This window comes from Oleiagrimonas sp. (assembly GCF_027858935.1).
GTDB lineage: Bacteria > Pseudomonadota > Gammaproteobacteria > Xanthomonadales > Rhodanobacteraceae > Oleiagrimonas.
Genome location: NZ_JAQIBU010000323.1, coordinates 1 through 26,819, shown reverse-complemented (window position 1 = coordinate 26,819; position 26,819 = coordinate 1). Strand labels below are relative to the sequence as shown.

Genomic DNA, 26,819 nt, shown 5'->3' with positions numbered 1-26,819 from the left:
ACCCAACGGCAGGGCGCATGGTGGTGCTGGACGCCGCGCTGCATATCGGCCTGTTCCTGGCCCTGGCCGCCGTATTGGCGCCATTGGGCAAGCGGGCATGGGTGCTCGCATCGCTGGCTGTGCTGGGCCTGACGCTCGAGGTGGTGCAGTGGCAGGTCGTCGGTTTCGCGCACCTGGAATGGAACGACATCCTGTCCAACGAGACCGGTGTCGCCATCGCCGCCCTAATCCACACATGCCGCCACCGCACCCCGCACCCGTAGCCCCCCGGATCCGGTGATGCGTAGATGCGTAGCCCGGATAAGCAAAGCGCATCCGGGACGGGGCGCGCAGCGCCCCTCTCATCCCACCCAACATCACCGCAAGAACCCCTGGATGCGACCTTCGGCCTTATCCGGGCAACGCCCTAATCCACACATGGCGCCGCCGCGCGCCGCACCCGTAGCCTCCGCGTCTCCCCGGATGCGGCCTTTGGCCTTATCCGGGCTACATGCATCCGTAGCCCGGATAAGCGCAGCGCATCCGGGAATGCCCGACACACCCCCGCAACCCGGCCGAGCAAAGCAAACCACGGGCATTCCCTTCGGGCACATCCGGAAGGGTTGCCCCAATACCCAGGGGCCGCGTTGCGCCCCATCCCGGATGCGGCCTTCGGCCTTATCCGGGCTACGCTCTGCGCGATGTATCCGTAACTTTCCCGGATGCGGCCTTTGGCCTTATCCGGGCTACGGGCCACAAAAAAGGCCCGGCGGGGCCGGGCCTTTTGGTCTTGCATATGGTGGGCGGTACAAGGATCGAACTTGTGACACCTGCCGTGTGAAGGCAGTGCTCTACCGCTGAGCTAACCGCCCGATGGAGAGCGCGAAAGTCTACGGAGTGTTGCATCCCAGGTCAATGCCCGGCGGCCCCGGAGGGGGTGTGCGTTGCTACACTGCCGCGGTCCACTGCGCAGGTCTTCGACCATGGAACATCTTCCGCTGCACCTTTCCCACATCATCCACGCGCTGCTGACCTACGAGCTGACGCCCTGGAAAGTGGTCGGACTGACCGGCATGGCCCTGTTCACCAGCCGCTGGTTCGTGCAGATGTACTACACCCGCAAGCAAAGGCGTGTGGTGGTGCCGATGGCCTTCTGGTGGCTTTCGGTCTGCGGCAGCGCGTTGCTGCTGACCTATTTCATCTTCGGCAAGAACGATTCGGTGGGCATCCTCTCCAACACCTTTCCGGCGTTCGTGTCGGCCTACAACCTGGTGGTGCACTCGCGCGACATGCGCGGGCGGGCGCGGGCTCAGTCCGGCTCGTAGTCCAGGTTGGGCGCCAGGCGCCGCTCGGCTTCGTCCAGGCTCCAGCCCTTGCGCCTGGCGTAGTCGGCGACCTGTTCGCGGCTGAGGTTGCCGACCACGAAGTACTGGCTGTCCGGGTGCGCGAAGTACCAGCCCGACACCGATGCCGCCGGATACATGGCAAAGCCCTCGGTCAGTTCGATGCCGGTATTGGCCGTCACATCGAGCATCTCGAACAGCGTGGTCTTCTCGGTATGGTCGGGGCAGGCCGGGTAGCCGGGCGCGGGGCGGATGCCGTGGTACTTCTCGGCGACCAGGTCGTTGTAGTCGAGCGTCTCGTCGGCCTGGTGGCCCCAGAACTCGGTCCGCACGCGCTGGTGCATGCGCTCGGCAAAGGCCTCGGCCAGGCGGTCGGCCAGGGCCTTGAGCAGGATCGAGGAGTAGTCGTCGTGCTCGGCCTCGAAGCGCTCGACGTGCTCCTCGATGCCCAGGCCCGTGGTCACGGCAAAGCCGCCGATCCAGTCCGGCGTGCCGCTGTCCTCGGCGGCGATGAAGTCCGCCAGGCACAGGTTGGGACGGTCGCTGGGCTTGTCCGCCTGCTGACGCAGGAAGTGCAGCATGACCGGCTCGCTGGTCGCGTCCGCAGGCGCAGCGTCCGACCCGTGCAGGTCGACCTTGACGTCGTCGCCGACCTTGCTGGCGGGCCAGAAGCCGATCACGGCGCGGGCGCGCAGCCATTTTTCGTCGATGATGCGGTCGAGCATGGCCTGGGCGTCGTCGAACAGCTCGCGGGCCTGCGCGCCGACGACGTCGTCGTCCAGGATCGCGGGGTAGCGGCCGGCCATCTCCCAGGTCTGGAAGAACGGGGTCCAGTCGATGTAGCGGCGCAGCTCGGCCAGGTCGTACTGCTCGAATACGTGCACGCCGGGCTTGCGCGGCGCGGACGGGGTGTAGTCGGACCCGTCGCGGCCCCAGGCGTTGTTGCGGGCCTGGGTCAGGGTCACCAGCTTTTTGCCGCTTCCGCGCTTTTTGTGGCGCGCGCGAACCTCGGCGTACTCGTCGCGGATCTTTTCCAGAAAGTCGTTCACCGCGTCCTTGCTGACCAGCGACTGCGCCACGCCAACGGCGCGCGAGGCGTCCTTCACCCACACGGTGCCGGCGCCGTAGTGCGGCTCGATGCGCAGCGCGGTGTGCGCGCGCGAGGTGGTGGCGCCGCCGATCAGCAGCGGGACCTGGAAGTTCTGCCGCTGCATCTCCCGGGCCACCTGGCTCATCTCCTCCAGCGAGGGCGTGATCAGGCCGGACAGGCCGATCATGTCGGCCTGCTCGGCGATGGCCGTGTCCAGGATCTTCTGCGTCGGCACCATCACGCCCAGGTCGATCACCTCGAAGTTGTTGCAGCGCAGGACCACGCCGACGATGTTCTTGCCGATGTCGTGCACGTCACCCTTGACCGTGGCCATGATGATCTTGCCGTTGTTCTTGGCGGTGTCGCCGCTGCGGGCCTTCTCGGCCTCGATGTAGGGCAGCAGGTGGGCCACGGCCTTTTTCATCACGCGCGCGGACTTGACCACCTGCGGCAGGAACATCTTGCCGGCGCCGAACAGGTCGCCGACCACGTTCATGCCGTCCATCAGCGGGCCTTCGATCACGTCCAGCGGGCGCGCGCTGTCCAGGCGCACCTGCTCGGTGTCGTCGACCACGTACTGGTCGATGCCATGCACCAGCGCGTGGGTGAGGCGTTCGCGCACCGGCTTCTCGCGCCAGGCCAGGTTCTCGACCCGGACTTCGCCGGGCTCGGACCGGTAGCGGTCGGCCAGGGCCAGCAGGCGCTCGGTGCCGTCCTTGCGCCGGTTCAGCACCACGTCCTCGACCGCCTTGCGCAGCTCCGGGTCGAGGTCGTCGTAGATCGCCAGCGCGCCGGCGTTGACGATGCCCATGTCCATGCCGGCCGCGATGGCGTGATACAGGAACACCGAGTGGATGGCCTCGCGCACGTGGTTGTTGCCGCGGAACGAGAACGACACGTTGGACAGGCCGCCGGAGATGTGGCTCGAGGGAAAGCGCTTTTTCAGCTCGCGCGCGGCCTCGATGAAGTCCACCGCGTAGTTGTCGTGCTCCTCGATGCCGGTGGCGATGGCGAAGATGTTGGGATCGAAGATGATGTCCTCGGGCGGAAAGTCGAGCGTCTCGGTCAGCAGCGTGTAGGCGCGCGAGCAGATCGCCACCTTGCGCTCGCGGGTGTCGGCCTGGCCGTCCTCGTCGAAGGCCATCACCACCGCGGCGGCGCCGTAATGCATCACCTTGCGCGCGTGCTCCAGGAACTGCGCCTCGCCCTCCTTCATCGAGATCGAGTTGACCACGCCCTTGCCCTGCAGGCAGCGCAGCCCGGCCTCGATCACGCTCCACTTGGACGAGTCGATCATCACCGGCACGCGGGCGATGTCGGGCTCGGAGGCGATCAGGTTGAGAAAGCGCACCATCGCGGCCTCGGAGTCGATCAGGCCCTCGTCCATGTTGACGTCGATGATCTGCGCACCGTTCTCGACCTGCTGGCGCGCCACCTCGACGGCCTCGTCAAAGCGGTCCTCCTTGATCAGGCGGCGGAACTTGGCCGAGCCGGTGACATTGGTGCGCTCGCCGACGTTGACGAAGTTGAGGTCGGGCGTGAGGACCAGCGGCTCCAGGCCGGACAGGCGGGTGATGCGGGTCATGCGTGGTTCCAGACAAGGGGATCGTGGGCGGCGGTGCAAGGCCGCGTGGCGTGCACGCGGCATGCGTGGGTCGCGAGGTGCAGGGCGCGGCGCATCATGCGGCCTCGCGGGCGCGACGTGCGCGCGGGGCATGCGGGCGCACCGCGGCGGCGATGGCCTCGATGTGTTCCGGGCCGGTGCCGCAGCAGCCACCGACGATGTTGAGCAGGTGTTCCGATGCAAACGCGCCCAGGGTGGTGGCCATCTGCTCCGGCGTCTCGTCGTATTCGCCGAAGGCGTTGGGCAGGCCGGCGTTGGGATGGGTGCTGATGTTGCAGTCGGCCAGCTCGGCCAGGGCCTGCACGTGCGGGCGCAGTTCGTCCGCGCCCAACGCACAGTTGAAGCCGATCGACAGCGGCCGCGCGTGCGCCAGCGAAATGTAGAACGCCTCGGCGGTCTGTCCCGAGAGGGTGCGACCGGAGCGGTCGGTGATGGTGCCGGAGATCATCAGCGGCAGGCGACCCTTGCGACGGCTGAACTCGGCGTCGACGGCAAACAGCGCGGCCTTGGCGTTGAGGGTGTCGAAGATGGTCTCGACCATGATCAGGTCGGCGCCGCCGTCGATCAGCCCGGCCACCGACTCGGTGTAGTTGTCCACCAGCTCCTCGAAGCTGACGTTGCGGAACCCCGGGTCGTTGACGTCCGGCGAGATCGATGCCGTGCGGCTGGTCGGCCCCAGCACGCCGATGGCGAAGCGCGGCCGCGACGGGTCCTTGCGCTCGGCGGCGGCGCAGGCGGCGCGGGCCAGCCGGGCGCCTTCCTGGTTGATCTCGTGCACCAGCGCCTGCATGCCGTAGTCGGCCTGGCTGATGCGGGTGGCATTGAAGGTGTTGGTCTCGACCAGGTCGGCGCCGGCGTCCAGGTAGCGGGCGTGGATGTCGCGGATCAGGTCGGGGCGCGACAGGCTCAGCAGGTCGTTGTTGCCCTTCAGGTCGCGGCCGCAGCGCTCGTCGTGCGGGTGGTCATGGGTGCCGTCGCAGCCGTGCGCAAAGCGCTCGCCGCGATAGTCCTTCTCACCCAGGGCGTGACCCTGCAGCATGGTGCCCATGGCACCGTCCAGCACCAGGATGCGCCGCGAAAGCGCATCCTTAAGGGTTTGCGCACGCTCGGGATGCAGCCAGGGCAGAGGCGAATAGCTCACGAATCATGTCTCCCATTCAAGTAGCCCGGATAAGGCCAAAGGCCGCATCCGGGAGGCACTTGCGGTGATGTTGGAGGGGTTTGGTGGGCCGCTTTGCGACCCTCCCCGGATGCGACCTGCGGTCTTATCCGGGCTACGCGGCCCATCCCGGATGCGGCCTTCGGCCTTATCCGGGCTACGGGGGCTACGGTGGGGGGCTTCATGTTCATTCCGGCTTGCGCGCTAGCAGGCCGAGGACCTCGAAATGCGGCGGCTTGCGTTCGCGCGAGATGCGCTCGCATTGCAGCACTTCAAGGCCGGCGCGGGTGGCCAGGCGCGCCAGTTCGTCGCGCTTGAAGCCCAGGTTGCGGTGCCCGAACGGGTCCACCGTGGCCTGGTGCCCGTGCCGGGCCAGGGTCACGGCCAGCAGGCGACCGCCCGGACGCAGCGCCTGCGCGGCCTGGGCCACGGCCACGGCGGGTTTTTCGGCGTAGGTCAGCGCGTGCAGCATCAACACCAGGTCAAACTGTTCGCGCATGCCCAGGTCATGCATGTCGCCGTGGCGCACCTGGACATGATCGAAGGCCTCCAGCCGCTTGCGCGCCGCCGCGGTGACCCGTTCGCTGGCGTCGATGCACACGATCGAGCGCGCATGCGGCGCCAGCAGCTCGGCGGTGACGCCGTCGCCGGAGGCAATGTCCAGCACGTCGCCGGTCTCCAGCAGCTGCAGCAGGGCGCGGGCCAGGGTTTCCCAGGTGCGTCCGGGGGAATAATGGCGCTCCATGTCGCCGGCCACGGTATCGGCCCAGCCCTGGTCGCGCGCGCGACGCGCCAGCACCAGCGGCAGGTTTTGCGCGTCGGCATCGAGCAGCGCGTCGTCCACGCCGTCCTGCAACGCCACCAGCAGGGCTTTTTGTCCGCTATCGTAGTCGGCGTTGGCGCGATAATAGGCCGACACACCGGCGCGGCGGTCGCAGACCAGCCCGGCCTCCTTGAGCTTGGCCAGGTGCGTGGACACGCGCGGCTGCGCCAGCTGCAGCACGGCAGCCAGCTCGGCGACGGTCAGTTCCTCGCGCTCCAGCAAGGCCAGCAGGCGCACCCGCGTGGGGTCCGCCAGCAGCCGCAGCAGGCTGGACGCGGTGGAAAGGTCCATGGGTTACATCCTTTTATCGCGATGCAAAGATAATGTGAGCGTAGATGGGTCGTCATGACCCGTCAAGCCGGCGCATCATCCGCGTGCAGGGCTTCGGCCGTATAATGGACCGCTGGCATGCGGGGACAGCGGTGTCCGCGGCCATCCGTTCACCACGACACTACGCCGCCCGGAGCGACGCAGGAGGTTTCATGGATTTCAGTTTCACCGACGACCAGCTTTCCATTCAGTCCATCGCCCGCGACTTCGCGAGCAAGCGCATCGCGCCGGTGGCGGCCGAGTTCGACGCCTCCGGAAAATTTCCGCTGGACAACATCCAGGAAATGGGCCAGCTCGGCCTGATGGGGATCGAGGTGCCGACCGAATACGGCGGCGCCGGCATGGACACGACCTCCTACGTCCTGGCCCTGATCGAGATTGCGGCCGCCGATGCGGCGCACTCGACCATCATGTCGGTCAACAACTCGCTGTTCTGCAACGGTATCCTGACCCATGGGACCCAGGATCAGATGCAGAAATACGTCAAGGCGATCGCCACCGGCGAGGCCATCGGCGCCTATGCGCTGACCGAGCCGCAGTCCGGTTCGGACGCGTCCAACATGCACACGCGTGCGGTCAAGAGCGAGGACGGCAGCCACTACCTCATCAACGGCAAGAAGAGCTGGATCACCTCCGGCCCGGTGGCCCGCTACATCGTGCTGTTCGCGATCACCAAGCCGGGCATCGGTGCCAAGGGCGTGAGCGCCTTCATCATCGACACCGAGACCGAAGGCTTCCACCGCGGCAAGACCGAGCCCAAGCTGGGCATCCGCGCCTCGGCCACCTGCGAGATCGAGTTCGAGAACTACAAGTGCCCGGCCGAGAACCTGCTGGGCAAGGAGGGCGAGGGCTTCAAGATCGCCATGGGCGTGCTCGATGCCGGTCGTATCGGCATTGCCTCGCAGGCCGTGGGCATTTCCCGCGCCGCCTACGAGGCCACGCTGGAATGGTCGCGTGAGCGCAAGGCCTTCGGCAAGCCGATCGGCAGCTTCCAGATGACCCAGTCCAAGATTGCCGACATGAAGTGCCGGCTTGACACCTCCACGTTGCTGACCCTGCGCGCGGCCTGGGCCAAGGAGCAGGCCAGCAAGAACGGCGGCCGCTTTGGCACCGAGGCGTCGGTGGCCAAGCTGGTGGCATCGGAAAACGCGATGTGGATCACGCATCAGGCCGTGCAGATTCACGGAGGCATGGGATACTCCAAGGAGATGCCTCTGGAGCGGTATTTCCGCGACGCCAAGATTACCGAGATCTACGAGGGTACCAGCGAGATCCAGCGCATGGTGATCGCGCGCAACGAGACGGGCCTTCGCTAGTCTGGGCAGGGTTTGCAGGGCAACCTGTGAACCCGACTGTCGCCACAGGCATCGTTTTGCGCGACAATAACCTATTCGCATACCACCGCCTCGCGGCGGTCCGTTCTACTCCGGCACGGCTGGCGACACATCATTTTTGCCACTACAATCTGCCGGATTCATTCCCTCGGGAGGGTATTAGCACATGAGCAGCATTGAAGAGCGCGTCAAGAAAATCGTCATCGAGCAGCTTGGCGTGAAGGAAGACGAGGTCAGTTCCAGCGCCTCGTTCGTAGACGACCTGGGTGCCGATTCCCTGGATACCGTCGAGCTGGTCATGGCGCTCGAGGAAGAGTTCGAGACCGAAATTCCCGATGAAGACGCCGAGAAGATCACCACGGTGCAGCAGGCGGTCGATTACATCCAGGCGCACGTCAAATCCTGATGGTCCCAGGCGTTGCCGGCCCGTGTACGCACGGGTCGTGGCATCGATCTGAACGACAGACACAAACTGCGCCCGTGGGCGCAGTTTGTGTTTGCGCATCCGGCAACGTTCTTCGGCGTATGGTCCGGGATGGCCTGGTCCATCCGGTGCCCCCGGTCCGCCGATCTACTCCATACGGAAGAAAAGCATGAGCAAGCGACGCGTGGTAGTCACCGGTCTGGGCATGGTCAGCCCCGTGGGCAACGATGTGGCCTCGTCCTGGGCCAGCATCACCGCGGGCAAGAGCGGCATCGGCCAGATCACCCACTTCGATGCCAGCACGTTTCCGACCCGGATTTCGGGCGAGGTGCGCGGGTTTGACCCGGGCCAGTACATCGCGCCGAAGGACATCAAGAAGATGGACCCGTTCATCCACTACGGCGTCGCGGCGGGCAAGCAGGCCCTGGCCGATTCCGGATACGAGGTGACCGAGGCCAATGCCGACCGCGTCGGTGCCGCCGTGGGCGCGGGTATCGGTGGGCTGTACACCATCGAGCGCACCGCCATCGACTTCCACGAGCGCGGCGTGCGCAAGATCTCGCCGTTTTTCGTGCCCAGTTCGATCATCAACATGGTTTCCGGACAACTGTCGATCATGCTCGGCCTGAAGGGGCCCAACATCGCCTGCGTCACCGCCTGCACCACGGCCACCCACAACATCGGCCTGGCCATGCGCATGATCCAGTACGGCGAGGCCGATGCCATGCTCGCCGGTGGCACCGAGTTCGCCACCACCGGCACCGCCGTGGGCGGCTTCTGCTCGGCCCGCGCCATGACCACCCGCAACGACGAGCCGCTGAAGGCCAGCCGGCCGTGGGATGCCGACCGCGACGGCTTTGTGCTGGCCGATGGCGCCGGCGTGCTGATGCTGGAAGAGTACGAGGCCGCCAAGGCCCGCGGCGCCAACATCTATTGCGAGCTGGTCGGCTTCGGCATGAGCGGCGACGCCTACCACATGACGGCGCCCAGCGTGGGTGGCGAGGGCGCGGCACGTTGCATGAAGCACGCCATCGACGATGCCGGCCTGGCGCCTTCGGACGTGCAGTACATCAATGCCCACGGCACCTCCACGCCGCAGGGGGACCTGGCCGAGGTGGAGGCCGCCAAGACCATCTTTGGCGACCACGCGAAAAAGCTGATGATGAGCTCGACCAAGTCGATGACCGGCCATCTGCTGGGCGCCGCCGGTGGCGTCGAGGCGATCTTCTCGATCCTGGCGATGCGCGACAAGGTGATCCCGCCGACCATCAACCTGGACAATCCGGGCGAGGGCTGCGACCTGGATTTCGTGCCGCATACCGCGCGCGAGGCCAAGGTCGACGTGGTGGTGTCCAACTCATTCGGCTTTGGCGGCACCAACGGCTCGCTGGTCTTCAAGCGCACGTAGTTTCGCCGCAGATCGCCTGCGGGTGTGCCTCGTGCACTGGCGCGGGGGTGCCGGTGCATGGTGGTGAGCGGCAGTCCACGGTGTGCAGGCGCCCGCAAGGGGGCATGTCCGGAGGTGCCGGGCAGGCATCGTGTGACGGGCCAGGCTTGCTTGTCGGTTTGCGGCACTGGATCATCCATGCTTGCGCCTGCGCATTGGAGCGTTCGCTGAATCCGGGTACGCTTTTGTGTCACGCGGCGGGCGCCGGAAGCTCGCGCCGGGAGCATTGCCGTATCGGATCGATCACCATGGAACCCCTGATGCACGCCGAAGACGTATTCCCCCGTTGCCGCATGCTCCTGACCCCAGGGTCCGGCGCGCGCAACCACTGCACCCGGTTGCACCTGGTGGCGCCGCAGGAGCTGCGCGCATGAAGCGGATGGATGGGGGAGCGCGTGTTTTGATCCTGCTGGGCGTGATCGTGTTCGTGATCGTGGTGGCTGCCGGTGTGGCCTGGCAGGAGTTCAACCGCTTCGCCGACGCGCCGATGGCGGTGCGCAAGGATGCCTCCGCGCTGCTGATTCCGCACGGCTCCAGCTTTCGCAAGATTGTCGACCAGCTGCAGGCACGCCACTTGAGCGCCGCGCCGTACCTGTTCTGGCGCGCGCTGGCCCTGCGCATGCAGGTCACCCGCCAGCTGCATTCCGGCGAATACGCGCTGCACCCGGGCATGACCCCGCGCCAGCTGTTCACCGACATGGCGCACTCGCAGGTGGTGCAGCACCGGTTCACCATCGTCGACGGCTGGACCTTCAAGCAACTGCGCCAGAACCTGGACAAGGCGCATGAGCTCAAGCACCTGACCAAGGGGCTCGACAATGCCCGGATCATGCAGCAGCTCGGCCACAAGGGGCAGAATCCCGAAGGCCTGTTCCTGCCCGAGACCTATGCCTTCGTGCGCGGCGATTCGGACCTGGACCTGCTCAAGCGCTCCTACGCCGCAATGCAGCGCGTGCTGGACAAGCAATGGGCCGATCGCGCCGCCGACCTGCCGTTGAAGACCCCCTACCAGGCGCTGATCCTGGCTTCCATCGTCGAGCGCGAGACGGCGCAGCCCAGCGAGCGGGCGCGGATCGCAGGCGTGTTTGTGCGCCGCCTGCGCATCGGCATGCGCCTGCAGACCGATCCCAGCGTGATCTACGGCATGGGCGACGCCTACAAGGGCAAAATCCACAAGCGCGACCTGGAAACGGACACGCCCTACAACACCTACCTGCACGCCGGCCTGCCGCCCACGCCGATTGCCCTGCCGGGCACGCCGGCCATCCACGCCGCGCTGCACCCGGCCAAGGGCAAGGCGCTGTATTTCGTGGCGCGCGGCGACGGCACCCACGTATTCTCCGACACGTTGGCCGCGCAGGATCGTGCCGTGCGCTGCTATCAGCTCAAGCATTGCCAAAAGGGTCAACGATGAAGGGGCGCCTGATCACGCTGGAAGGTGGCGAGGGCGCCGGCAAGAGCACCTTGCTGGAAGGCCTGTGCAGCTACCTTCGCCTCCATGCCATCGAGCCGCTGCTGACCCGCGAGCCGGGCGGCACCGCGCTGGGCGAGGGCGTGCGCGCGCTGGTGCTCGATCCCGCGCTGCGCGAGATGTGCGCCGAATCGGAACTGCTGCTGATGTTTGCCGCGCGCGCCCAGCTGGTGCGCGAGAAACTGCGCCCCGCGCTGGATGCAGGACAGTGGGTGCTGTGCGACCGTTTCACCGACGCCAGCTTTGCCTACCAGGGCGGTGGCCGCGGGCAACCGCCCGAGCGCATTGCCGAACTCGAGCGCTGGGCCGCCGATGCGCTGCAGCCCGACCTGACCCTGCTGCTGGACCTGCCGGTGGGGACCGGGCGCCAGCGCGCCGCCGGGCGCGGTCATGCGGCCGATCGCATCGAGCGCGAAGCCGACGGGTTCTTCGAGCGCATCCGTGCGGCCTACCTTGAGCGCGCGGCGCAACAGCCGCAGCGTTTTTGCGTGCTGGATGCGCGGCAGACCCCCGATCAGGTGCTGGCCGCGGCCATGCGCGCGCTGCAACCGCTGCTCGAAGAGGGCACGACATGAACCCGATGCCCTGGCACGAGGAAGCCTGGCAACGCCTGCGCCAGCGCCGCGAGCGCAACCAACTGCCGCACGCGCTGATGCTCAGCGGTCCTTCTGGCCTGGGCAAGCGGGTGTTCAGCGAGCGTCTGCAGCGTGCCCTGTTGTGCGCCGAGCCGGTCCACGGCGACGCCTGTGGCCACTGCCGCACCTGCCTGCTGCTGGATGCCGGCACCCATCCCGATCGCGTATGCATCAGCTTCGAGGAACGCAAGGACGGCGTGCTGCGCAAGGAGATCGTGGTGCATCAGATCCGCGCGCTGTCCGAGCGGCTGAGCAAGTCCAGCCAGTTCGGCGGCTGGCAGGTGGCCTGCATCGACCCGGCCGATGCGATGAATGCCTCGGCCTACAACGCGCTGCTGAAGACGCTGGAAGAGCCCACGGCGGCCAGCATCCTGATCCTGGTGGCGGATGCGCCATGGCGACTGCCGGCGACCATCCGCAGCCGCTGCCAGCGCATCGAGTTTCGCATGCCGCCACGGGCCGAAGCCTTGCAATGGCTCCAGGCCGAGGGGGTGGAGCAGGCCGCCGCGGCGCTGGATGCATCGGCTGGCAATCCCGGCCTGGCTCGGGACTGGGCCGATGGCGAAGCCCTGGAACAGCGCAAGCAGGTGCGCGCCGATCTTGCGGCCCTGGCCGCCGGCCGTAGCGAGCCCGGCGCTGTGGCCACGCGCTGGGCCGGTGATGCGCCGGAACAACGCCTGTGGTTTGCCGCCCAGGCCGTGGTCGAGGAGCTGCGTGCGCGCAGTTCCAATCAGCCCGACGTGCTGCATTCAACTCTGCCATCCCCGGCGCTGGCCGGTTGGTACGCAAAGGCCAACAAGGCCCGGGACGCGTTGCGCGGCCCGTTGCGCAATGACCTTGTGGTGCTGGAACTGCTCTGCGACTGGCGCTGATTGCGGAGTGCTCATGGCGGTTTACCGCGACCACCCACAGCACGCCAGCCTTCGTCTTCACGGCGAACGCCTGCTGCTGATTTCACCGCATCCGGATGACGAGGTGCTGGCCGCCGCGGGTTTGTTGCAGCAGGCCTGCAGCCAGGGCAGGCAGGTGCACATCTGGCAATTCAGCGACGGCGAAACCAACCCCTGGCCGCAGCGCGTCCAGGAGCGCCGCCTGCGCATCCGTGCAATAGACCGCGCGCGCTGGGGTGCGCGCCGCAACAACGAGGCGCGCGCGGGCCTGGCCGAACTGCAGGTGCCCGAAGTGGTGCTCGAATGCCTGCACTGGGAGGACATGGGCCTGAACGCACGCATCCGCACCCGCCTGGACGAGAGCGTGCGTCTCCTGGCGCAGCGCCTGCAAGCCCTGCGTCCGCACGTGCTGGTGATGCCTTCGCTGGCCGACCGCCATCCGGACCATTCGGCGACCCACGTCCTGATGGGCCTGGCCTTGTATCGCGCCGGCCTGCTGCCGCAGGTGCTGGGATACACCCTGCACGGGACGGCCAAGGAGACGCCTTCCGCGTTCACGGTCCGGCTGGATGCGCGGATGCGTGAAGCCAAGCGCGCCGCGATCATGCAGCACCGCAGCCAGATGGTCTTCGGTCAGCAACGCATGCTGGTGCATGTCCGCGAGCGGGAAACCTTCATGCCGGTCGTCACCGCCACGGCATGTGGTCCCTCAGTGCACATCCCCTGGCCCATGCACAGGACCATGGCCGGCATGGTCCGCCTGATCCTGGCCAGCCCCACCCGGTCGTGGACCTGGCGCGGCAGCGACGCGCCGCTGTCCTGGGATCGAAAGGATATGACGCTGCACCTGCCGCAAGCGGCCATCGACGCGGGACCGCTCTACCTGCGCATGGAATGCCCGTGGCGCAGCGCATGGATTTTCGATCGCTGGGGCTGGGCGCCCTTGACCACGGCCAAGTGATGGCACAAGCTCAAGCGAACAGGAGATGATCGATGAGTGTGGCAGGCGCAGCGCGGCAGGGCATCCTGTCGCTTAAAATCAAGGACCGCGGGGCGCTCTACAACGCCTACATGCCGTTCCTCAAGGGCGGTGGTCTGTTCGTACCCACGGCCCAGCGCTATGACCTCGGTGACGAGGTGGTGCTGCTGCTCACCCTGACCGAAGTCAACGAGCGCCTGTCGGTGGCCGGCAAGGTGGCCTGGATTACCCCGGTCGGTTCCCAGGGCAACCGCACCGCCGGCATCGGCATCCAGTTCAATGAAAGCTCCGACGGCGAGACCGCGCGCACCAAGATCGAGTCGATCCTCGGCGGCTCGCTCAATTCCGACCGCCCCACGCAGACCATGTAAGGCCGTCCATCGCGCGCCCTCAGGCGTGCTCGGTCGCCTGTTCGGCGGCCAGCGGATCGGCCTGCCGGACAAGCCGCATCGGAACCTGGCCATCGCCAAAGTCGATCACGCTGCTGCGCTGCTTGCGCAGCGCGCGCGCCATGTCCGGCGTGCTCTTCAGCGTTTGCGCCTGCTCTTCCAGGCTGACGTTCATGTCCGGCCGCATGCGCCTTGTGCGGTTGGCGAAACGCCACTGGTTGTAATAGGCCCACGACGAAAAAATCACGGCGCAGATGCCGGCATACATGCAGATGTAGAGCAGGTCGCTCAGATGCTTGAGGTGGTCTTCGGCCGACAACTCGATCCATGCCGTATGCGCGCCCATCATCCAGGCAATCAGAGTCACCAGCGGCAGCCACAGATAGCCCCAGGCCAGCCAGCACAGCAAGGTGGCCACTGCGTAGAGCGAGCGGTTGAGCAACGGCAGTCGGGGCCCGTTGCTGATGATCATGGTTTCGGCTTTCATCGATTCCCCCGGTCCGGACTGACCCAGACCACGCGTTGCTTGCGTTTGCGCAACAAGGCCTTGGGCACGGCGACCACGGTGGTGAAGGTGTTGATCAACCAGTACGCGACCGGGTACCAGATCATCCAGTAATAGTTGCGTCCGATGCGGGTCTCGTAGCGCCGGTCAATGACCAGGCTGATCAGGAACTGGAGCAGGCAGGTGAGGCCCAGGATCACGCCGTGCCAGTGCGGGATCATGGTGGGCACCTGCAGTCCCGGCGGCAGCGGCACGAACTTGCCCAGGATCCAGAGCACGATGATGGCCAGCATGCAGTAGGCCCACAGCACGCTGAGCAGATACTCGATCGGAACGCCCCACATGCGCCGCATGCGCCATTTCGGCAATTGTTTGGCGTAGCGCAGCATCACCTCGCAGCCGCCCTGCGCCCAGCGCAGCCGCTGGCGCCAGAGTCCGCGCAGGGTTTCCGGTGTCAGCAGCCAGCACAGTGCATTGGGTTCATAGCGGATGTCCCAGTGGCGCAACTGCAACTGCCAGCTGATGTCGATGTCCTCGGTGACCATGTCGGTATGCCAGTAACCCGCATCCTGCAGGGCCCGCTTGCGGAAGGCGGTGATCACGCCCGATACGGTGAAGATGCGACCGTAGGTGCGCTGCGCGCGCTTGATCAGGCCGATGATCGAGGAGAATTCGCCGACCTGGAGTTTGCCCAGCAGCGTGCTGCGGTTGCGGATGCGCGGGTTGCCGGTGACGGCCCCCACGCGCGGACTGGCCAGGAAGTGCGGCATCATCCAGTGCCCGGCGTATTCGTCCAGCAGCGCGTCGCCATCGATGCAGATCAGGTATTCGTGACGCGCGGCCAGCGCCCCCATGCGCAGGCCGGTGGCCTTGCCCTGGTTGCTGGAGAAATGCAGCACGCGCAGTTGCGGCACCTCTTCGAGCAGGGCCTCCAGCAGCTCGCCGGTATCGTCGGTCGAGCCGTCATTGATGGCGATGATCTCGAACTCGGGCCATTTCAGCTTTTTCAGCTGCAGGATGGTCTCGCGCACCTGCCGGCCCTCGTTGTGACAGGGCACGATCACGCTCAACGGTGGGTATCCGGGCAGCGGGTGCGGCTGGGTGCGTGGGGGCCTCTTGCGCTCGCGGCGGAAGTAGTAGAGCAGGCTGCCGCTCATCCACAGCATCGACATGATCAATGGATAGTAGAACGCGAAGGCGAGCAGGAAGGACTTGATGGCGCTGAAACCGTGCATGCTCAGCGCTCCTTGTACGGATAGGTGGCGGCGGAGATGTCCGGACGGATGTGCTCGAGTGCCGGATGGTTGGTCAGGAAGTCATCCGGGTAGTAGGCAAGATGCAGGGCCCCTTCCACCTGCAGCAGGTGCATCCGTGCGCGCATCCGCGCGGCGGGTATGGGCTTGCGGCTGCGCCAGTCCCGGGCCGCCAGTTCGAACACGGTGCGCGCCGACGCGCCGGGCGTACGCTGGACGACACGCGCCAGTTTCTTCAGCCAGGACCGGGCACGCTGCACGTGGTCCAGTTGCGGCATGGCCATCAGGCCGATCTCGTCGTAGGCGCGCACGAAAGCCGGCAACGATTGCGCGAAATCCTTTTCCGCCTCGGGATGCAGCACGGGGCGGGCAAAAAGGTTGCGGGCCACGCGCAGCTGCGGCTGCCACTGGCGCACGCGCGCGGCCAGCTGGTGGGTGAAGTCGATCAGCCAGCGGGTACGTGCGGGTCCGGGTGGCGGTGCCTGGTGCAGGCGGTCACCCTCTCTCAGCAGTGCGTCGTCGGAAAACAGCAGGCCGTCGAAGGCGGCATGCGAGGCCAGGTCCGTGTACAACTCGCCGATCCAGCGGCGCACAGGCGCACGCGAAGGATCCAGGCGCGCCACGTCGCCGTCGTCGCCGCCGATGGTCATGCGGCCCACCGGGTCGCCCTTGCGGGGCTTGAAGGCCAGCACCGGCATCCATGCATACACATGCACCTGGCAGCGGGTCTGCAGCTGCCACGCCACGCGCGAGAACAGGTCCGCGCGCATCGGCAGGTGCCGGTTGGGGAAGTACACCGCGTCGGCCACGCCATCACCGTCGGGATCGGCATAGGCCTGCAGCCAGACCTGGGTGACGTGCATGCGCTTGATGCGGTCCAGCAGACGCGAGAGATTGCGTTCCTGTTGCGCCGGGTCGGGATCGTAGACGTAGTCCAGGTCGACCTGGACGGCGCGCACCGGCGCGATCGGCTTGCGCTTGCGCAGCATCCACTCCAGGTCCTGCACGCTGGTGTTGCCGCCCAGCAGCTGGCGCGGTTGGGTCTGCTCGCGGCGCGGACGCGGCGTGCCATCCCCGAGCGTGAGCGAGAGGGTCATGCCCAGATCGGCGGCGATCTTGCGGGCCTGCTGGTTGTAGGCGCCGTAGGGCCAGACGATGGCCTTGGGGGCCGCCCCGGCGCGCCGGGTGATTTCGCGCACGCTGCGGGTCAGGTCGGCGCGAATGCGCTGACGCCACTGCGCGCGCGTTTCGTAGGTGCCGGTGGCGCGGTCGTAGCGGCGGGCGATGACGGGCGGCAGCTTGTTGCCCTGCGGATTGGCGATGATGCCGTGGTGCAGGTTGTCGGTGTGCGAGGCGATCTCGACCAGGCCCGAGGCCCGCATCTCGCGGATCTGCGCCCAGGTGACGAAGCACGCGCTGCTGCAATCCTTGCCGTTGTAGTTGAACGAGGTGCCCTTGGGCTGGTCGATCCAGTGATCGACCACCGCCAGCAGCGCGGGCGCATGGTAGGCCTGCAAGAGCGGGTAGACACGGGTATAGAAGCTTTCCATGCCGTCGTCGAAGGTCAGCATGACGGCCTTGTCGGGAAGCGCCGGTCCACCGCGCATGGAGGCACGCAGCTGGGCGGCGCTGATCGGGGTCCAGCCGTGCGCATGCAAGTAGTCCAGCTGGCCGACGAAATGGTCGAGGCTGATCGCATCCGGATCGGTGATCGGTCCGTCGGCGGGAGTGAAGACGTCGTGATAGCTGAGGATCACCAGTCGTCCGGCATGGGCGGGCAGGGCGATCAACAGCAGCAGCGCAAGCAGGAGGCGGCGCATGGTCATTCTCCCCAATGCATGTTGAGGGCCAGGGTCACGCGCGATTCGCGGCGTCCGTCATACGGCTGGTTGTGCCAGCCCAGTTGCCAGCCGAAACGCAGGCCGTCATGCGGCGCATAACGCTGGCCGTAGACGACGTCGGCCATCCAGCCGGTGCTGTAGCCGCGCTCGCTGTAGCGGCCCGCAGCCATATCCAGGGTCTGCTTCCAGCTGCGCTCGTAGCGATCGATCAGGGTCTGCTCGATGTGCGCATTGAGCGTCATGCTGCGGTCACGCGCGGGGTCGTAGTAGGGCTGGTTGAGCAGGCTGTTGCGGGAGGTGTCGGCGGCGCCGCCCAGGTCGATCAGCAGGCGGGGGCCGGTCCACACCCGTCCCATCACGTCGGCGCCGTAACTTTGCCGATGGTTGCCGTCGCTCAGGTTCATCACGCCGGCATGCAGGCTGGCACGCAGCAGCTCGCTGGCACGCCATTGCAGGCGGCTGTTCACGCTGCGTCCGGTGATGCCGTAATAGCGGCCGCGCAGGGGCGCATCCGCGCTGGAGGTGCTGGCATCGGTCTGCCAGGACCAGTGATCGCTCAGCCCCCAGTCGAAACCGGCTTCCCATGCGGTCTTGCCCGAAAACCGGTCCAGCGGGGTCAGCGCCTGCACGTAGGCAAGCAGCCCGCGCCATTGGCCGCGCAGGCCCACGCCGAACTGGCTGCGCGTGGCGTGTCCCTCCGGCAGCGAGGCCCCGGCGCGGCGTCCCAGCCCGTAGACGCGCCAGTGACGGGCCAGCAGCGGCGATGCCAATTCGATCTGGGTGTTGTTGTCGCGATCCCCGTAATCGGGCGAGTGGCCGCGACCGAAGCCCTGCTCGGCGTCCAGTTGCCAGCCGCGTTGACGGTCCCAGGCCAGGCGTTCGCGCTGTACCCGTTCGCTGCGGGTGTAGCGCTTCTCCAGCGGACGCAGCGCCGGCTCCACGCGGTCAAAGTCGCCCAGGTCGCGCCAGGTCTCGATCAGGGCCAGACGGGTGTTGATATCGAGGGGATCGAGGTTCTGCGCGATCAGCAGGTCCTGCTCGGCCAGCCGGGGCCAGCCACGATAGCGCTCGACATTGCCCAGTTCACGCCGCCAGGAGGCATTGTCGGGTGCTTCGTCGACCCCACGGCGAAGGCGTGACCATGACGTGGCCAGCAACTGGTTGTAGGCCCGCAACAAGGCGGCATTCAGCGCGTCCTCGCTGCGGTTCGGGTTGGGCTGCGAGGCTTTCTGGCTACTCACGTGCTTCCAGACCGGTTGTGCGGCGGTGGCGCGGTCGATGACCTTGCGCGCGCGCGCATAGTGGCCGGACTCGCTCCAGGCGTAGGACAGCACGATCGCCGGATCCGAGGCCCCTTCGGGTATCGCTGCGCCGGGCTTGTAGTGGCGTTGCAGCAACGCGATGGCCTCCTCGGGGCGGCGCATGCGCAAGAGGGCATCGGCCACGGGTCCGGCCAGGTACTGCGGCAGAGCCTGACGCTGGGCCGGTGGCATGGCGTCGTAGGCCGCCACCACCGCGGCATCACGACCACCGGCCTGCAGGGCGATCAGCCGGTCCAGTTCTGCGCGCTTGGCGACGGCGGGTTCACTCTGCCGATAGCGCCTGGCGATGGCCGCAAGCTGCGCGGCGGCCTGGTCGGCCATGGCGTAGGGATTGCCCGTGCGCGGTTCCGGCGCGTATCGGGCCCGGCGCACCTGCCGGGCGGCGACATCCGCATCCAGCCGGGCGCGCAGCGCCGTGGAGACTGGTGGCGACAATTGTCCGGCCAGTTGCCGTGCGCGCGAGGCGGCGCCGGCGTCGGCCAGGATCAGGATGCGCTGGAGCTTGAGGCCACGGTCCTCTGGATGCCGGCGCAGGGCGCTCTCGCACAGGGCAAGCGCACGCGTCCAGTCGCCCTGGGCGCGCAGGGATGTGATCCGGGTGATCGTCTGGGAAGGGGGCGGGGATGGAGGCAGCGCGTGCGGGTTCGCCTCGCCGGGGCCTGCGAAGGCCAGAACGGCGAATACCACGAACGAGCAACGTGCCCGGGCGAACCGGGTCCGTTGATCAGGCATCACGTTGTCCCCCCTGTAGGAACAGCTGATATCAGATCTGCGAGCGCACTTTTACGTTCTCGCGCTCGAAACGAGTATGTTCCTCCATGCCAAGAAAATCGTCATCCATGGACCCGTTTGGGACGCGGGACACGCTTTGCAGCGCTGAGGTGCCGTCCAAGCCGGGTTTACCAAGGTAGTGCGTTGGTCGGGGAGACAGGATTTGAACCTGCGACTTCTACGTCCCGAACGTAGCGCTCTACCAGGCTGAGCTACACCCCGACGGGAGCCGGGCATGATAACCACCTGCGCGGCAAGAGGCAACATGGCCAGAGCGCTGCCATGGCCGAAACACGATCATGAGTCTGTTATTCTAGACGGCTGGCAAGCCGGGTTCCCAAGGGACGCCCGGCAGCCGTGTATCCGCTACCGACCGTGACGCCCGAGAACGAGGAATCCATGGCGCAGACCCAGGCCCGAACCATGCCCGGCGTGCTCGAATTGCTGCCGCGCGAGCAGATCGCCTTCCAGCGCATGCTGGACACCATCGCGCGCAACTACGAGCGCTTCGGCTTCCTGCCGATCGAGACCCCGGTGATGGAGTACAGCTCCATCCTGCTGACCAAGTCCGGCGGCGAGACCGAGCGCCAGGTGTACTTTGTGCAGTCCACCGGGGCGCTGGAAAAAGATGCGCAGCCGGAACTGGCGCTGCGCTTTGACCTGACCGTGCCGCTGGCCCGCTACGTGGCCGAGCACGAGCGCGAGCTGAGCTTCCCGTTCCGGCGCTACCAGATCCAGCGGGTGTACCGCGGCGAGCGCGCCCAGCGCGGCCGCTTCCGCGAGTTCTACCAGTGCGACATCGACGTGATCGGCAAGGATCACCTGTCGATCCGCTATGACGCCGAGATTCCGGCCGTCATCTACAGCGTGTTCCGTGACCTCGCGATCGGGCCGTTCACCATCCAGCTCAACCACCGCAAGCTGATGCGCGGCTTTTTCGAGAGCCTGGGCATCGCCGACGGCGAGCAGCAGATGCTGGTGCTGCGCGAAGTCGACAAGCTGGACAAGCGCGGCGCCGAGGCGGTGCGCAGCACGCTGCAGGACGAGCCGTTCAGCCTGTCCGCCGAGGTGGTGGCAAGGATCCTGGAATTCGTGCAGGTGCGCTCGACTTCGCTGGCTGATGCGGTCGCCAAGCTCGACGCGCTCGGCGCCGGCAGCGAGACCTTCGAGCAGGGCCGCGACGAGCTCAGGCAGGTGCTGTCGATGGTGCACGACCTGGGCGTGCCCGAGTCGCACTTCGCGTTGAACCTTTCCATTGCGCGCGGCCTGGACTACTACACCGGCATGGTCTACGAGACCACGCTGAACGAGCACCCGGAGATCGGTTCGATCTGCTCGGGCGGACGCTATGACAACCTCGCCGGTCAGTACACCAAGTCGCACCTGCCCGGCGTGGGCATCTCGATCGGCGTCACGCGCCTGTTCTGGCAGCTGCGCGAGGCCGGACTGATCGACACCTCCGACAGCACCGTGCAGGCGCTGGTCACGCAGATGGACGAAGCACACCTGCCCGAGTACCTGGCCCTGGCCAGCGAGCTGCGCGCCGGCGGCATCGCCACCGAGGCAGTGCTCGATGGCGGCAAGCTGGGCAAGCAGTTCAAGTACGCCGACCGCGCCGGCATCCGCTTCGTGCTGGTGCTGGGCGAAGAGGAAATGACCAAGGGCACCGTCACGGTCAAGGACATGCGTCGCAACGACCAGTTCGAGGTCGAGCGCGAGCAACTGATCCGCAGCTTGCGTGTGGAGCTGGAACAGGCCGCCGTGATGCCGGTGCAGCGCGACTGAGCGCGCCATACGGCGAGGGACAACAGCCATGAACCGCAAGCACACGATCCATCTCGATGGCCTGGGCCTGACCCGCGAGCAGGTGGCTGCAGTGGCCGCTGGCGCGGGTGTGGAGATGGATGCCAACCAGCTGCAGAAGGTGCAGCGCACGGCCGACTTCCTGGCCGCCAAGGTCGATTGCGGCGAACCGATCTACGGTGTCACCACCGGTTTCGGCAGCAATGCCGATCGCCTGCTGGGCGCGCATCGCGCCCGTGACGAGCTGCCGGGCGGCCATCCCGATGCGCCGCAGGGCTCGTTGCTGGAGGAACTGCAGCACAACCTGATCGTCACCCATGCCGTGTGCGTGGGCGCGCCGTTTGCGCCCGAAGTGGTGCGGGCGATGCTGGTGATCCGCATCAATACCCTGATGCGCGGCCACTCCGGCATCCGCGTGTGCACGCTTCGCGCGCTTGCCGATCTGCTCAATCATGACGTGATCCCGGTGATCCCGCAGAAGGGCTCGGTCGGCGCCAGCGGCGACCTGGCGCCGCTCTCGCATCTGGCGATCGTGTTGCTGGGCGGGGGCGAGGCCTTCTTCGAGGGCCAGCGCATGCCCGGGGCCGAGGCCCTGGACAAGGCCGGGCTCAAGCCGATCCGTCTGTCGTTCAAGGAAGGCCTGGCGCTCAACAACGGCACCACCCAGATGCTGGCCACTGCCGTGCTGGCGCTGCAGAAGATGCAGCAGTTGCTGGCCACCGCGGACCTTGCCGCCGCGATGTCGCTGGATGCCTTTGCCGGACGCAGCGGCGCCCTGCGCGAGGAAGTGCACGCGCTGCGCCCGCATCCCGGCCAGGTCGAGACCGCCAGCAACCTGCGCAAGCTGCTGGACGGTTCGACCCTGGTCGACATTCCCTATCACCTGGTGCCGAGGTTCCGGCCCTGGACGGTGGAGGCGTGGCATACGCCCGAGGCGCAGGCCCAGCGCTTTGATATTTACTGGGACTGGGTGCCGCTCAACCAGCGCCATGGCCGGGAGGCCTTCTACAACCGCTTCCTGCCGTTCAAGGGCGGCAAGAAGCATCAGCCCCAGGACGCCTATTGCCTGCGCTGCGTGCCGCAGGTGCACGGCGCGGTGCGCGATGCGGTGGCGCAGGCCTGCCGCGTGATCGACATCGAGCTGAACGCCGTCACCGACAATCCGCTGCTGTTTCCGGACGCCGAGAACCCTCGTCATATCGAGGACCAGGTGATCTCCGCCGGCCACTTCCACGGCATGCCGCTGGCCCTGGCCATGAGCTACGTCAAGGCCGCGATACCCGTGCTGGCCTCGATCTCCGAGCGGCGCCTGAACAAGCTGGTGGATCCGGCCAACAACGACGGTCTGCCCGCCTTCCTGACCGGCAACGAGGATGCCACCGACTCCGGTTTCATGATCGTGCAGTACACCGCGGCCGGGCTGGTCAACGACCTGGCCACTCGCGCGCATCCGGCCTCGGTGTATTCGGTGCCCACCAGTGCCAACGCCGAGGATCATGTGTCGATGGGCGCCAACGAGGCGCGCCACGTGCTGGAGATGACCGAGGATCTGGGATACGCCATCGCGCTGGAGCTGTACACCGCCGCGCAGGCGCTGGAATACCGTCAGGACATGCTCAACGCGGCCCGCCATCTGGCCGGGCAGGGCGACTGGCAAGCGCTTGCCGAAAAGATCCATGGCGCACCCCGCGCAGAGGGTCCGCAACAGGTTCAATTCGAGACCGAGGTGCGTGCCCTGATGCAGGCCCTGGCGGACACGCAGGAGTTTCACGCCGGCGAGGCGGTGCGCACGGCACTGGCGCGACTGCGCGAGCACATCGATTTCCTGCGCAGCGATCGGCCGATGGACAGCGACGTACGCAGCGTGTGTGCACTGGTTGCCAGCGGCGCCCTTTTATAGTCATCACGCAGCGACCGCCTCCGCGTGGGCTTGCGCCAACCGCCTGATGCATTTGAGCCGGGGACCGTGCAGGCGAGCGGCTTTGATGCGCACTGCCCGTGCGCGTCACGGCGCCCATATCGAGCACCGGTCAAGAATTGATCATGATGGTCCATGTGCATGTTTTCAAAGGACTGGACCCGGCTTATCCACAGGCTTTGCGCAGCCGTCTCCACAATGTCTGTGGACAACCTGCATGGCCCGTCCGGGAGACTCTGCGGGATGCTTGTGGTTGCGTTGCGCAACGGCGCTTGCACATGCGCCGGAGGCTCCCTAGAATGCGCATCAACGTACTAATGCGTTAATACATTATGAAGCGACGAACACTGCAACCCCAGGTCCCGCATGAGGACGTCGAGGCCAGCTTGTGCAAGGCCCTGCTGACCCTGCGCGATGTCGAGGAAATGCGTGCCTTCCTGCGCGACCTGTGCACCCCGGCCGAGCTGGAGGCGCTGACCGATCGCTGGAGCGTGGTGCCGCTGGTGCTGGATGGCCTGCCGTACCGCGAGATCCATGAGCGCACCGCGGTCAGCATCACCACCATCGGCCGCGTGGCGCGGTTCATCAACCAGGGCAATGGCGGCTACATGGCCGCCGCCTCGGCGCGCACCCGGCGACGCCAGACAAACAGCAAAGGAGCACCTGCATGATCCCCCGTGACCGACTGCGCATCGCGGTTCAGAAATCCGGCCGCCTCGGCGATCCGTCGCGCGACCTGCTGACGCGCTGCGGGCTGCGCTTTCGCAGCAGCCGCGACAAGCTGTTCTGCTTTGGCGAGAACATGGCCGTCGACCTGCTGCTGGTGCGTGACGATGACATCCCGGGGCTGATTGCCGACGGCGTGTGCGATCTCGGCGTGGTTGGACGCAACGTCATGCAGGAGGCGTCACTGGCGGCCGGCGGCGAGGCCTCGATCCAGGAGCTGCGCGCGCTGGGCTTCGGCGGCTGCCGCCTGTCGATCGCGATCCCGCAGGACCAGGAGTGGAACGGTCCGCAGCAGCTGGCTAGCCAGCGCATCGCCACCACCTATCCCCACCAGCTGGGCGACTGGCTGCGGCGCAATGATGTCGATGCGCAGATCGTGACCCTGTCCGGATCGGTGGAGATCGCACCGAAGCTGGGCACGGCCGACCTGATCTGCGACCTGGTCTCCAGCGGTGCGACCCTGGTCGCCAACCAGCTGCGCGAGGCCGTCGTGATCATGCAGAGCGAGGCCGTGCTGGCCGGCGCGGCCGAGACCCCGCTGGACGAGCGGGGCGACCTGATGGAACTGCTGTTGCGCCGTCTCGACGGGGTCCTGAACGTGCGCGAGTCGCGCCTGTTGCTGCTGCAGGCACCGCGCGCCGCACTGGACACCATCGTCGACCTGCTGCCCGGCCAGCCGATACCGACCATCACCACGATCGAGGGCCAGCCCGAGGCGATTTCGCTGCAGTGCGTGTGCAGCGGCAACGTCAGCTGGCAGGAACTGGAGGCCATGAAGCGCGCCGGCGCGCAGGGCATGCTGGTGTTACCCGTGGAGAAGATGCTGGCATGAAGACTGTCGACTGGAACCGACTGGACGCAGCCGCCCGCGAGCACGTGTTGCAGCGCCCGGCGCAGGCGCGCAGCCGGGAACGCGCCGAGGCCGTGGCCGCGATCATCGCCGAGGTGCGGCGTGATGGCGACACTGCGCTGCGCGCGCTGACCGAGCGCCTGGACGGGTGTCGCCTGGACGAACTGGCCGTGCCGGCGGCCGATTTCGACGCCGCGCAAGCCACGCTCGATCCGGCCCTGAAAGCGGCCATCGCCGAGGCCCGCGAACGGATCGAAACCTTTCACCGCGCCGCCGCACCGCAACCGGTCCGCGTGGAAACCGCGCCCGGCGTGGTCTGTGAACGCGTGCTGCGACCGGTGGTCCGGGTGGGCCTGTACGTGCCGGCCGGCAGCGCGCCGCTGCCGTCCACGGCGCTGATGCTGGGCGTGCCCGCCCAGCTGGCCGGATGCCGAGAGGTGGTGCTGTGCACGCCGCCGCGCAAGGACGGCAGCGTGGATCCCGCGGTGCTCTACGCGGCCCGCCTGTGCGGCATCACGCAGGTGTTCCGCCTGGGCGGCGCGCAGGCGATTGCCGCCATGGCCGTGGGCAGCGTCAGCGTGCCGCGCTGCGACAAGCTGTTCGGCCCCGGCAACAGCTGGGTGACCGAGGCCAAGCAGCAGGTCTCGGCCGAACCGGGCGGGCCGGCCATCGACATGCCGGCGGGACCGTCCGAGGTGCTGGTGATTGCCGATGCCGAGGCCGATCCGCGCTTTGTCGCCGCCGACCTGCTGTCGCAGGCCGAGCATGGTCCCGATTCCCAGGTGCTGCTGGTGACCGATGCACCGGCTTTGGCCGCAGCCGTGCAGGGCGAGGTCGAGCGTCAGGTGAAGGCGCTTGCGCGCGAGACCACCGCCCGCCAGGCGCTCGAAGCCAGCCGCATCGTGCAGGTTCAATCGCTGCAGCAGGCGGCCGAGGTCAGCAATGCCTATGCGCCGGAACACCTGATTCTCAATGTGGCCGATCCGCGCGCGCTGCTCGAGCGCATCGACAGCGCCGGGTCGGTGTTCCTGGGCGCATGGTCGCCGGAGTCGGTGGGCGATTACTGCAGCGGCACCAACCATGTGCTGCCGACCTACGGCCATGCACGCGCCTGGAGCGGCGTGTCGGTGGCCAGCTTCATGAAACAGGTGACTGTGCAGCAGCTGTCCGCTGACGGCCTGCGCGGCATCGGTCCCTGCGCCGTGATCCTGGCCGATGCCGAGGGCCTGGGCGCGCATGCGCAAGCGGTGCGCGTGCGCCTGGCCGCTCTGGCGGAGGCATCGGCATGAGCGTGCTCGATCTTGCGCGTGCCGAAGTGCGCGCACTGACACCGTATTCCTCGGCGCGGATGGAGGCGCTGGGCGCGCGGATCATGCTCAATGCCAACGAGTCGCCGTGGCCGTCGCAGGGCGACACGCTGGGCCTGAACCGTTATCCCGATCCGCAGCCCGGCGCGCTTCGGGCGCGCCTGGCGAGCCTCTACGAGGTGCGCGAGGAGCAGTTGCTGGTGGGACGCGGCAGCGACGAGGCCATTGATCTGCTGGTGCGCGCATTCTGCCGTCCCGGCAAGGATGCCATCGCGATCAGTCCTCCGACCTTCGGCATGTACGCGGTGTGCGCAAACGTGCAGGGCGCCGCAGTCGAGGTCCTGCCGCTGAATCATGATTTCAGCCTGGACGCGGATGCCGTGCTGGCGGGCCTGTCGCCCGCGGTGAAACTGGTGTTCGTGTGCACGCCCAACAATCCCACCGGCGGGCTGGTGCCGTTGGCCACCATCGAGCGGCTGGCCGCGGGGCTGGCCGAGCGCGCCCTGGTGATCGTCGACGAGGCCTACATGGAATACGCCGGCGCCGCGTCCGCGACCACGCTGCTGGACCGCTATGCCAACCTTGGCGTGCTGCGGACCCTGTCCA

At 67.1% G+C, this 26,819-nt stretch carries 23 protein-coding genes and 2 tRNA genes; 16 read left to right on the top strand and 9 right to left on the bottom strand.

The genetic code is table 11. The features are described from left to right. On the top strand, positions 1-263 hold a 263-nt coding region (locus PF446_RS12280; protein ID WP_298072002.1), incomplete at its 5' end, for a hypothetical protein. 513 nt (positions 264-776) lie between these two features. On the opposite strand, the gene PF446_RS12275 is transcribed toward PF446_RS12280, so the two are convergent. After that, a tRNA-Val gene (locus tag PF446_RS12275) sits at positions 777-851 on the bottom strand. 111 nt (positions 852-962) lie between these two features. Between PF446_RS12275 and PF446_RS12270 the strand changes: the two genes are divergently transcribed. Then, on the top strand, positions 963-1,304 hold the full coding sequence (locus PF446_RS12270) for a lipid-A-disaccharide synthase N-terminal domain-containing protein (RefSeq protein WP_298071999.1): 342 nt from the start codon (positions 963-965) through the stop codon (positions 1,302-1,304). Here the strand turns inward: PF446_RS12270 and metH are convergent. The 3 genes from metH to PF446_RS12255 form a co-directional block, all read right to left on the bottom strand. Further along, positions 1,289-3,997, bottom strand: coding sequence for a methionine synthase (gene metH, locus PF446_RS12265; protein WP_298071997.1), 2,709 nt, complete (start codon positions 3,995-3,997; stop codon positions 1,289-1,291). The genes PF446_RS12270 and metH overlap by 16 nt on opposite strands. Positions 3,998-4,091: 94 nt before the next feature. Next, positions 4,092-5,177 carry a homocysteine S-methyltransferase family protein gene (locus PF446_RS12260; protein ID WP_298071995.1) on the bottom strand — a complete coding sequence of 362 codons (1,086 nt, stop codon included), beginning with the start codon at positions 5,175-5,177 and terminating at the stop codon, positions 4,092-4,094. 205 nt (positions 5,178-5,382) lie between these two features. Next, complete coding sequence (locus PF446_RS12255) at positions 5,383-6,309, bottom strand: metalloregulator ArsR/SmtB family transcription factor (RefSeq protein WP_298071994.1); 927 nt, start codon at positions 6,307-6,309, stop codon at positions 5,383-5,385. A 191-nt stretch (positions 6,310-6,500) separates the two neighbouring features. On the opposite strand from PF446_RS12255, the gene PF446_RS12250 reads away from it, so the two are divergent. The 8 genes from PF446_RS12250 (at position 6,501) to PF446_RS12215 (ending at position 13,899) form a co-directional block, all read left to right on the top strand. Further along, positions 6,501-7,664: an acyl-CoA dehydrogenase family protein gene (locus PF446_RS12250; RefSeq protein WP_298071992.1), complete on the top strand. Its 1,164-nt coding sequence runs from the start codon at positions 6,501-6,503 to the stop codon at positions 7,662-7,664. Between the two features lie 184 nt (positions 7,665-7,848). Beyond that, positions 7,849-8,088, top strand: a complete 240-nt coding sequence (gene acpP, locus PF446_RS12245) for an acyl carrier protein (RefSeq protein ID WP_298071990.1) — start codon at positions 7,849-7,851, stop codon at positions 8,086-8,088. 187 nt (positions 8,089-8,275) lie between these two features. Continuing rightward, complete coding sequence (fabF, locus tag PF446_RS12240; protein WP_298071988.1) at positions 8,276-9,514, top strand: beta-ketoacyl-ACP synthase II; 1,239 nt, start codon at positions 8,276-8,278, stop codon at positions 9,512-9,514. A 409-nt stretch (positions 9,515-9,923) separates the two neighbouring features. Next, the gene (gene mltG, locus PF446_RS12235) at positions 9,924-10,967 is read left to right on the top strand and encodes an endolytic transglycosylase MltG (RefSeq protein WP_343224679.1); all 1,044 of its coding nucleotides are present in this window, start codon (positions 9,924-9,926) and stop codon (positions 10,965-10,967) included. Further along, positions 10,964-11,599 carry a dTMP kinase gene (gene tmk, locus PF446_RS12230; protein WP_298071986.1) on the top strand — a complete coding sequence of 212 codons (636 nt, stop codon included), beginning with the start codon at positions 10,964-10,966 and terminating at the stop codon, positions 11,597-11,599. The genes mltG and tmk overlap by 4 nt, the downstream gene beginning before the upstream one ends. Then, positions 11,596-12,531 (top strand): DNA polymerase III subunit delta', encoded by a 936-nt coding sequence (holB, locus tag PF446_RS12225; protein WP_298071984.1) that lies wholly within the window; start codon positions 11,596-11,598, stop codon positions 12,529-12,531. Before tmk ends, holB begins: the two co-directional genes overlap by 4 nt. Before the next feature lie 13 nt (positions 12,532-12,544). Continuing rightward, entirely contained in the window at positions 12,545-13,510 is a 966-nt protein-coding gene (locus PF446_RS12220; protein ID WP_298071982.1) for a PIG-L family deacetylase, read from the top strand. 32 nt (positions 13,511-13,542) lie between these two features. Then, positions 13,543-13,899 (top strand): PilZ domain-containing protein, encoded by a 357-nt coding sequence (locus PF446_RS12215; RefSeq protein WP_298071980.1) that lies wholly within the window; start codon positions 13,543-13,545, stop codon positions 13,897-13,899. 19 nt (positions 13,900-13,918) lie between these two features. Here the strand turns inward: PF446_RS12215 and pgaD are convergent, their stop codons facing one another. The 5 genes from pgaD to PF446_RS12190 all read right to left on the bottom strand — a co-directional run bounded on the left by pgaD (position 13,919) and on the right by PF446_RS12190 (position 19,831). Continuing rightward, positions 13,919-14,404, bottom strand: a complete 486-nt coding sequence (pgaD, locus tag PF446_RS12210) for a poly-beta-1,6-N-acetyl-D-glucosamine biosynthesis protein PgaD (protein WP_298071978.1) — start codon at positions 14,402-14,404, stop codon at positions 13,919-13,921. Further along, positions 14,401-15,657, bottom strand: a complete 1,257-nt coding sequence (pgaC, locus tag PF446_RS12205; RefSeq protein ID WP_298071976.1) for a poly-beta-1,6-N-acetyl-D-glucosamine synthase — start codon at positions 15,655-15,657, stop codon at positions 14,401-14,403. The genes pgaD and pgaC overlap by 4 nt, the downstream gene beginning before the upstream one ends. Positions 15,658-15,659: 2 nt before the next feature. After that, positions 15,660-17,495 (bottom strand): poly-beta-1,6-N-acetyl-D-glucosamine N-deacetylase PgaB, encoded by a 1,836-nt coding sequence (gene pgaB / locus PF446_RS12200; RefSeq protein WP_298071974.1) that lies wholly within the window; start codon positions 17,493-17,495, stop codon positions 15,660-15,662. A gap of 2 nt (positions 17,496-17,497) precedes the next feature. Further along, positions 17,498-19,570, bottom strand: a complete 2,073-nt coding sequence (gene pgaA / locus PF446_RS12195) for a poly-beta-1,6 N-acetyl-D-glucosamine export porin PgaA (RefSeq protein WP_298071972.1) — start codon at positions 19,568-19,570, stop codon at positions 17,498-17,500. Positions 19,571-19,754: 184 nt separating this feature from the next. Beyond that, positions 19,755-19,831 (bottom strand) — tRNA-Pro (locus PF446_RS12190). A 177-nt stretch (positions 19,832-20,008) separates the two neighbouring features. On the opposite strand from PF446_RS12190, the gene hisS reads away from it, so the two are divergent. From hisS to PF446_RS12160, 6 genes are all read left to right on the top strand, one after another. Beyond that, positions 20,009-21,394 carry a histidine--tRNA ligase gene (gene hisS, locus PF446_RS12185; RefSeq protein ID WP_298072004.1) on the top strand — a complete coding sequence of 462 codons (1,386 nt, stop codon included), beginning with the start codon at positions 20,009-20,011 and terminating at the stop codon, positions 21,392-21,394. A gap of 28 nt (positions 21,395-21,422) precedes the next feature. After that, positions 21,423-23,312, top strand: a complete 1,890-nt coding sequence (locus PF446_RS12180) for an aromatic amino acid ammonia-lyase (protein WP_298071970.1) — start codon at positions 21,423-21,425, stop codon at positions 23,310-23,312. Positions 23,313-23,662: 350 nt separating this feature from the next. Then, positions 23,663-24,001 (top strand): YerC/YecD family TrpR-related protein, encoded by a 339-nt coding sequence (locus PF446_RS12175; protein WP_298071967.1) that lies wholly within the window; start codon positions 23,663-23,665, stop codon positions 23,999-24,001. Continuing rightward, positions 23,998-24,888 (top strand): ATP phosphoribosyltransferase, encoded by an 891-nt coding sequence (gene hisG / locus PF446_RS12170; RefSeq protein ID WP_298071965.1) that lies wholly within the window; start codon positions 23,998-24,000, stop codon positions 24,886-24,888. The genes PF446_RS12175 and hisG overlap by 4 nt, the downstream gene beginning before the upstream one ends. After that, on the top strand, positions 24,885-26,195 hold the full coding sequence (gene hisD, locus PF446_RS12165) for a histidinol dehydrogenase (RefSeq protein WP_298071963.1): 1,311 nt from the start codon (positions 24,885-24,887) through the stop codon (positions 26,193-26,195). The genes hisG and hisD overlap by 4 nt, the downstream gene beginning before the upstream one ends. Next, the coding region (locus tag PF446_RS12160; RefSeq protein WP_298071961.1) for an aminotransferase class I/II-fold pyridoxal phosphate-dependent enzyme at positions 26,192-26,819 on the top strand (628 nt) is incomplete at its 3' end. The genes hisD and PF446_RS12160, both read left to right, overlap by 4 nt.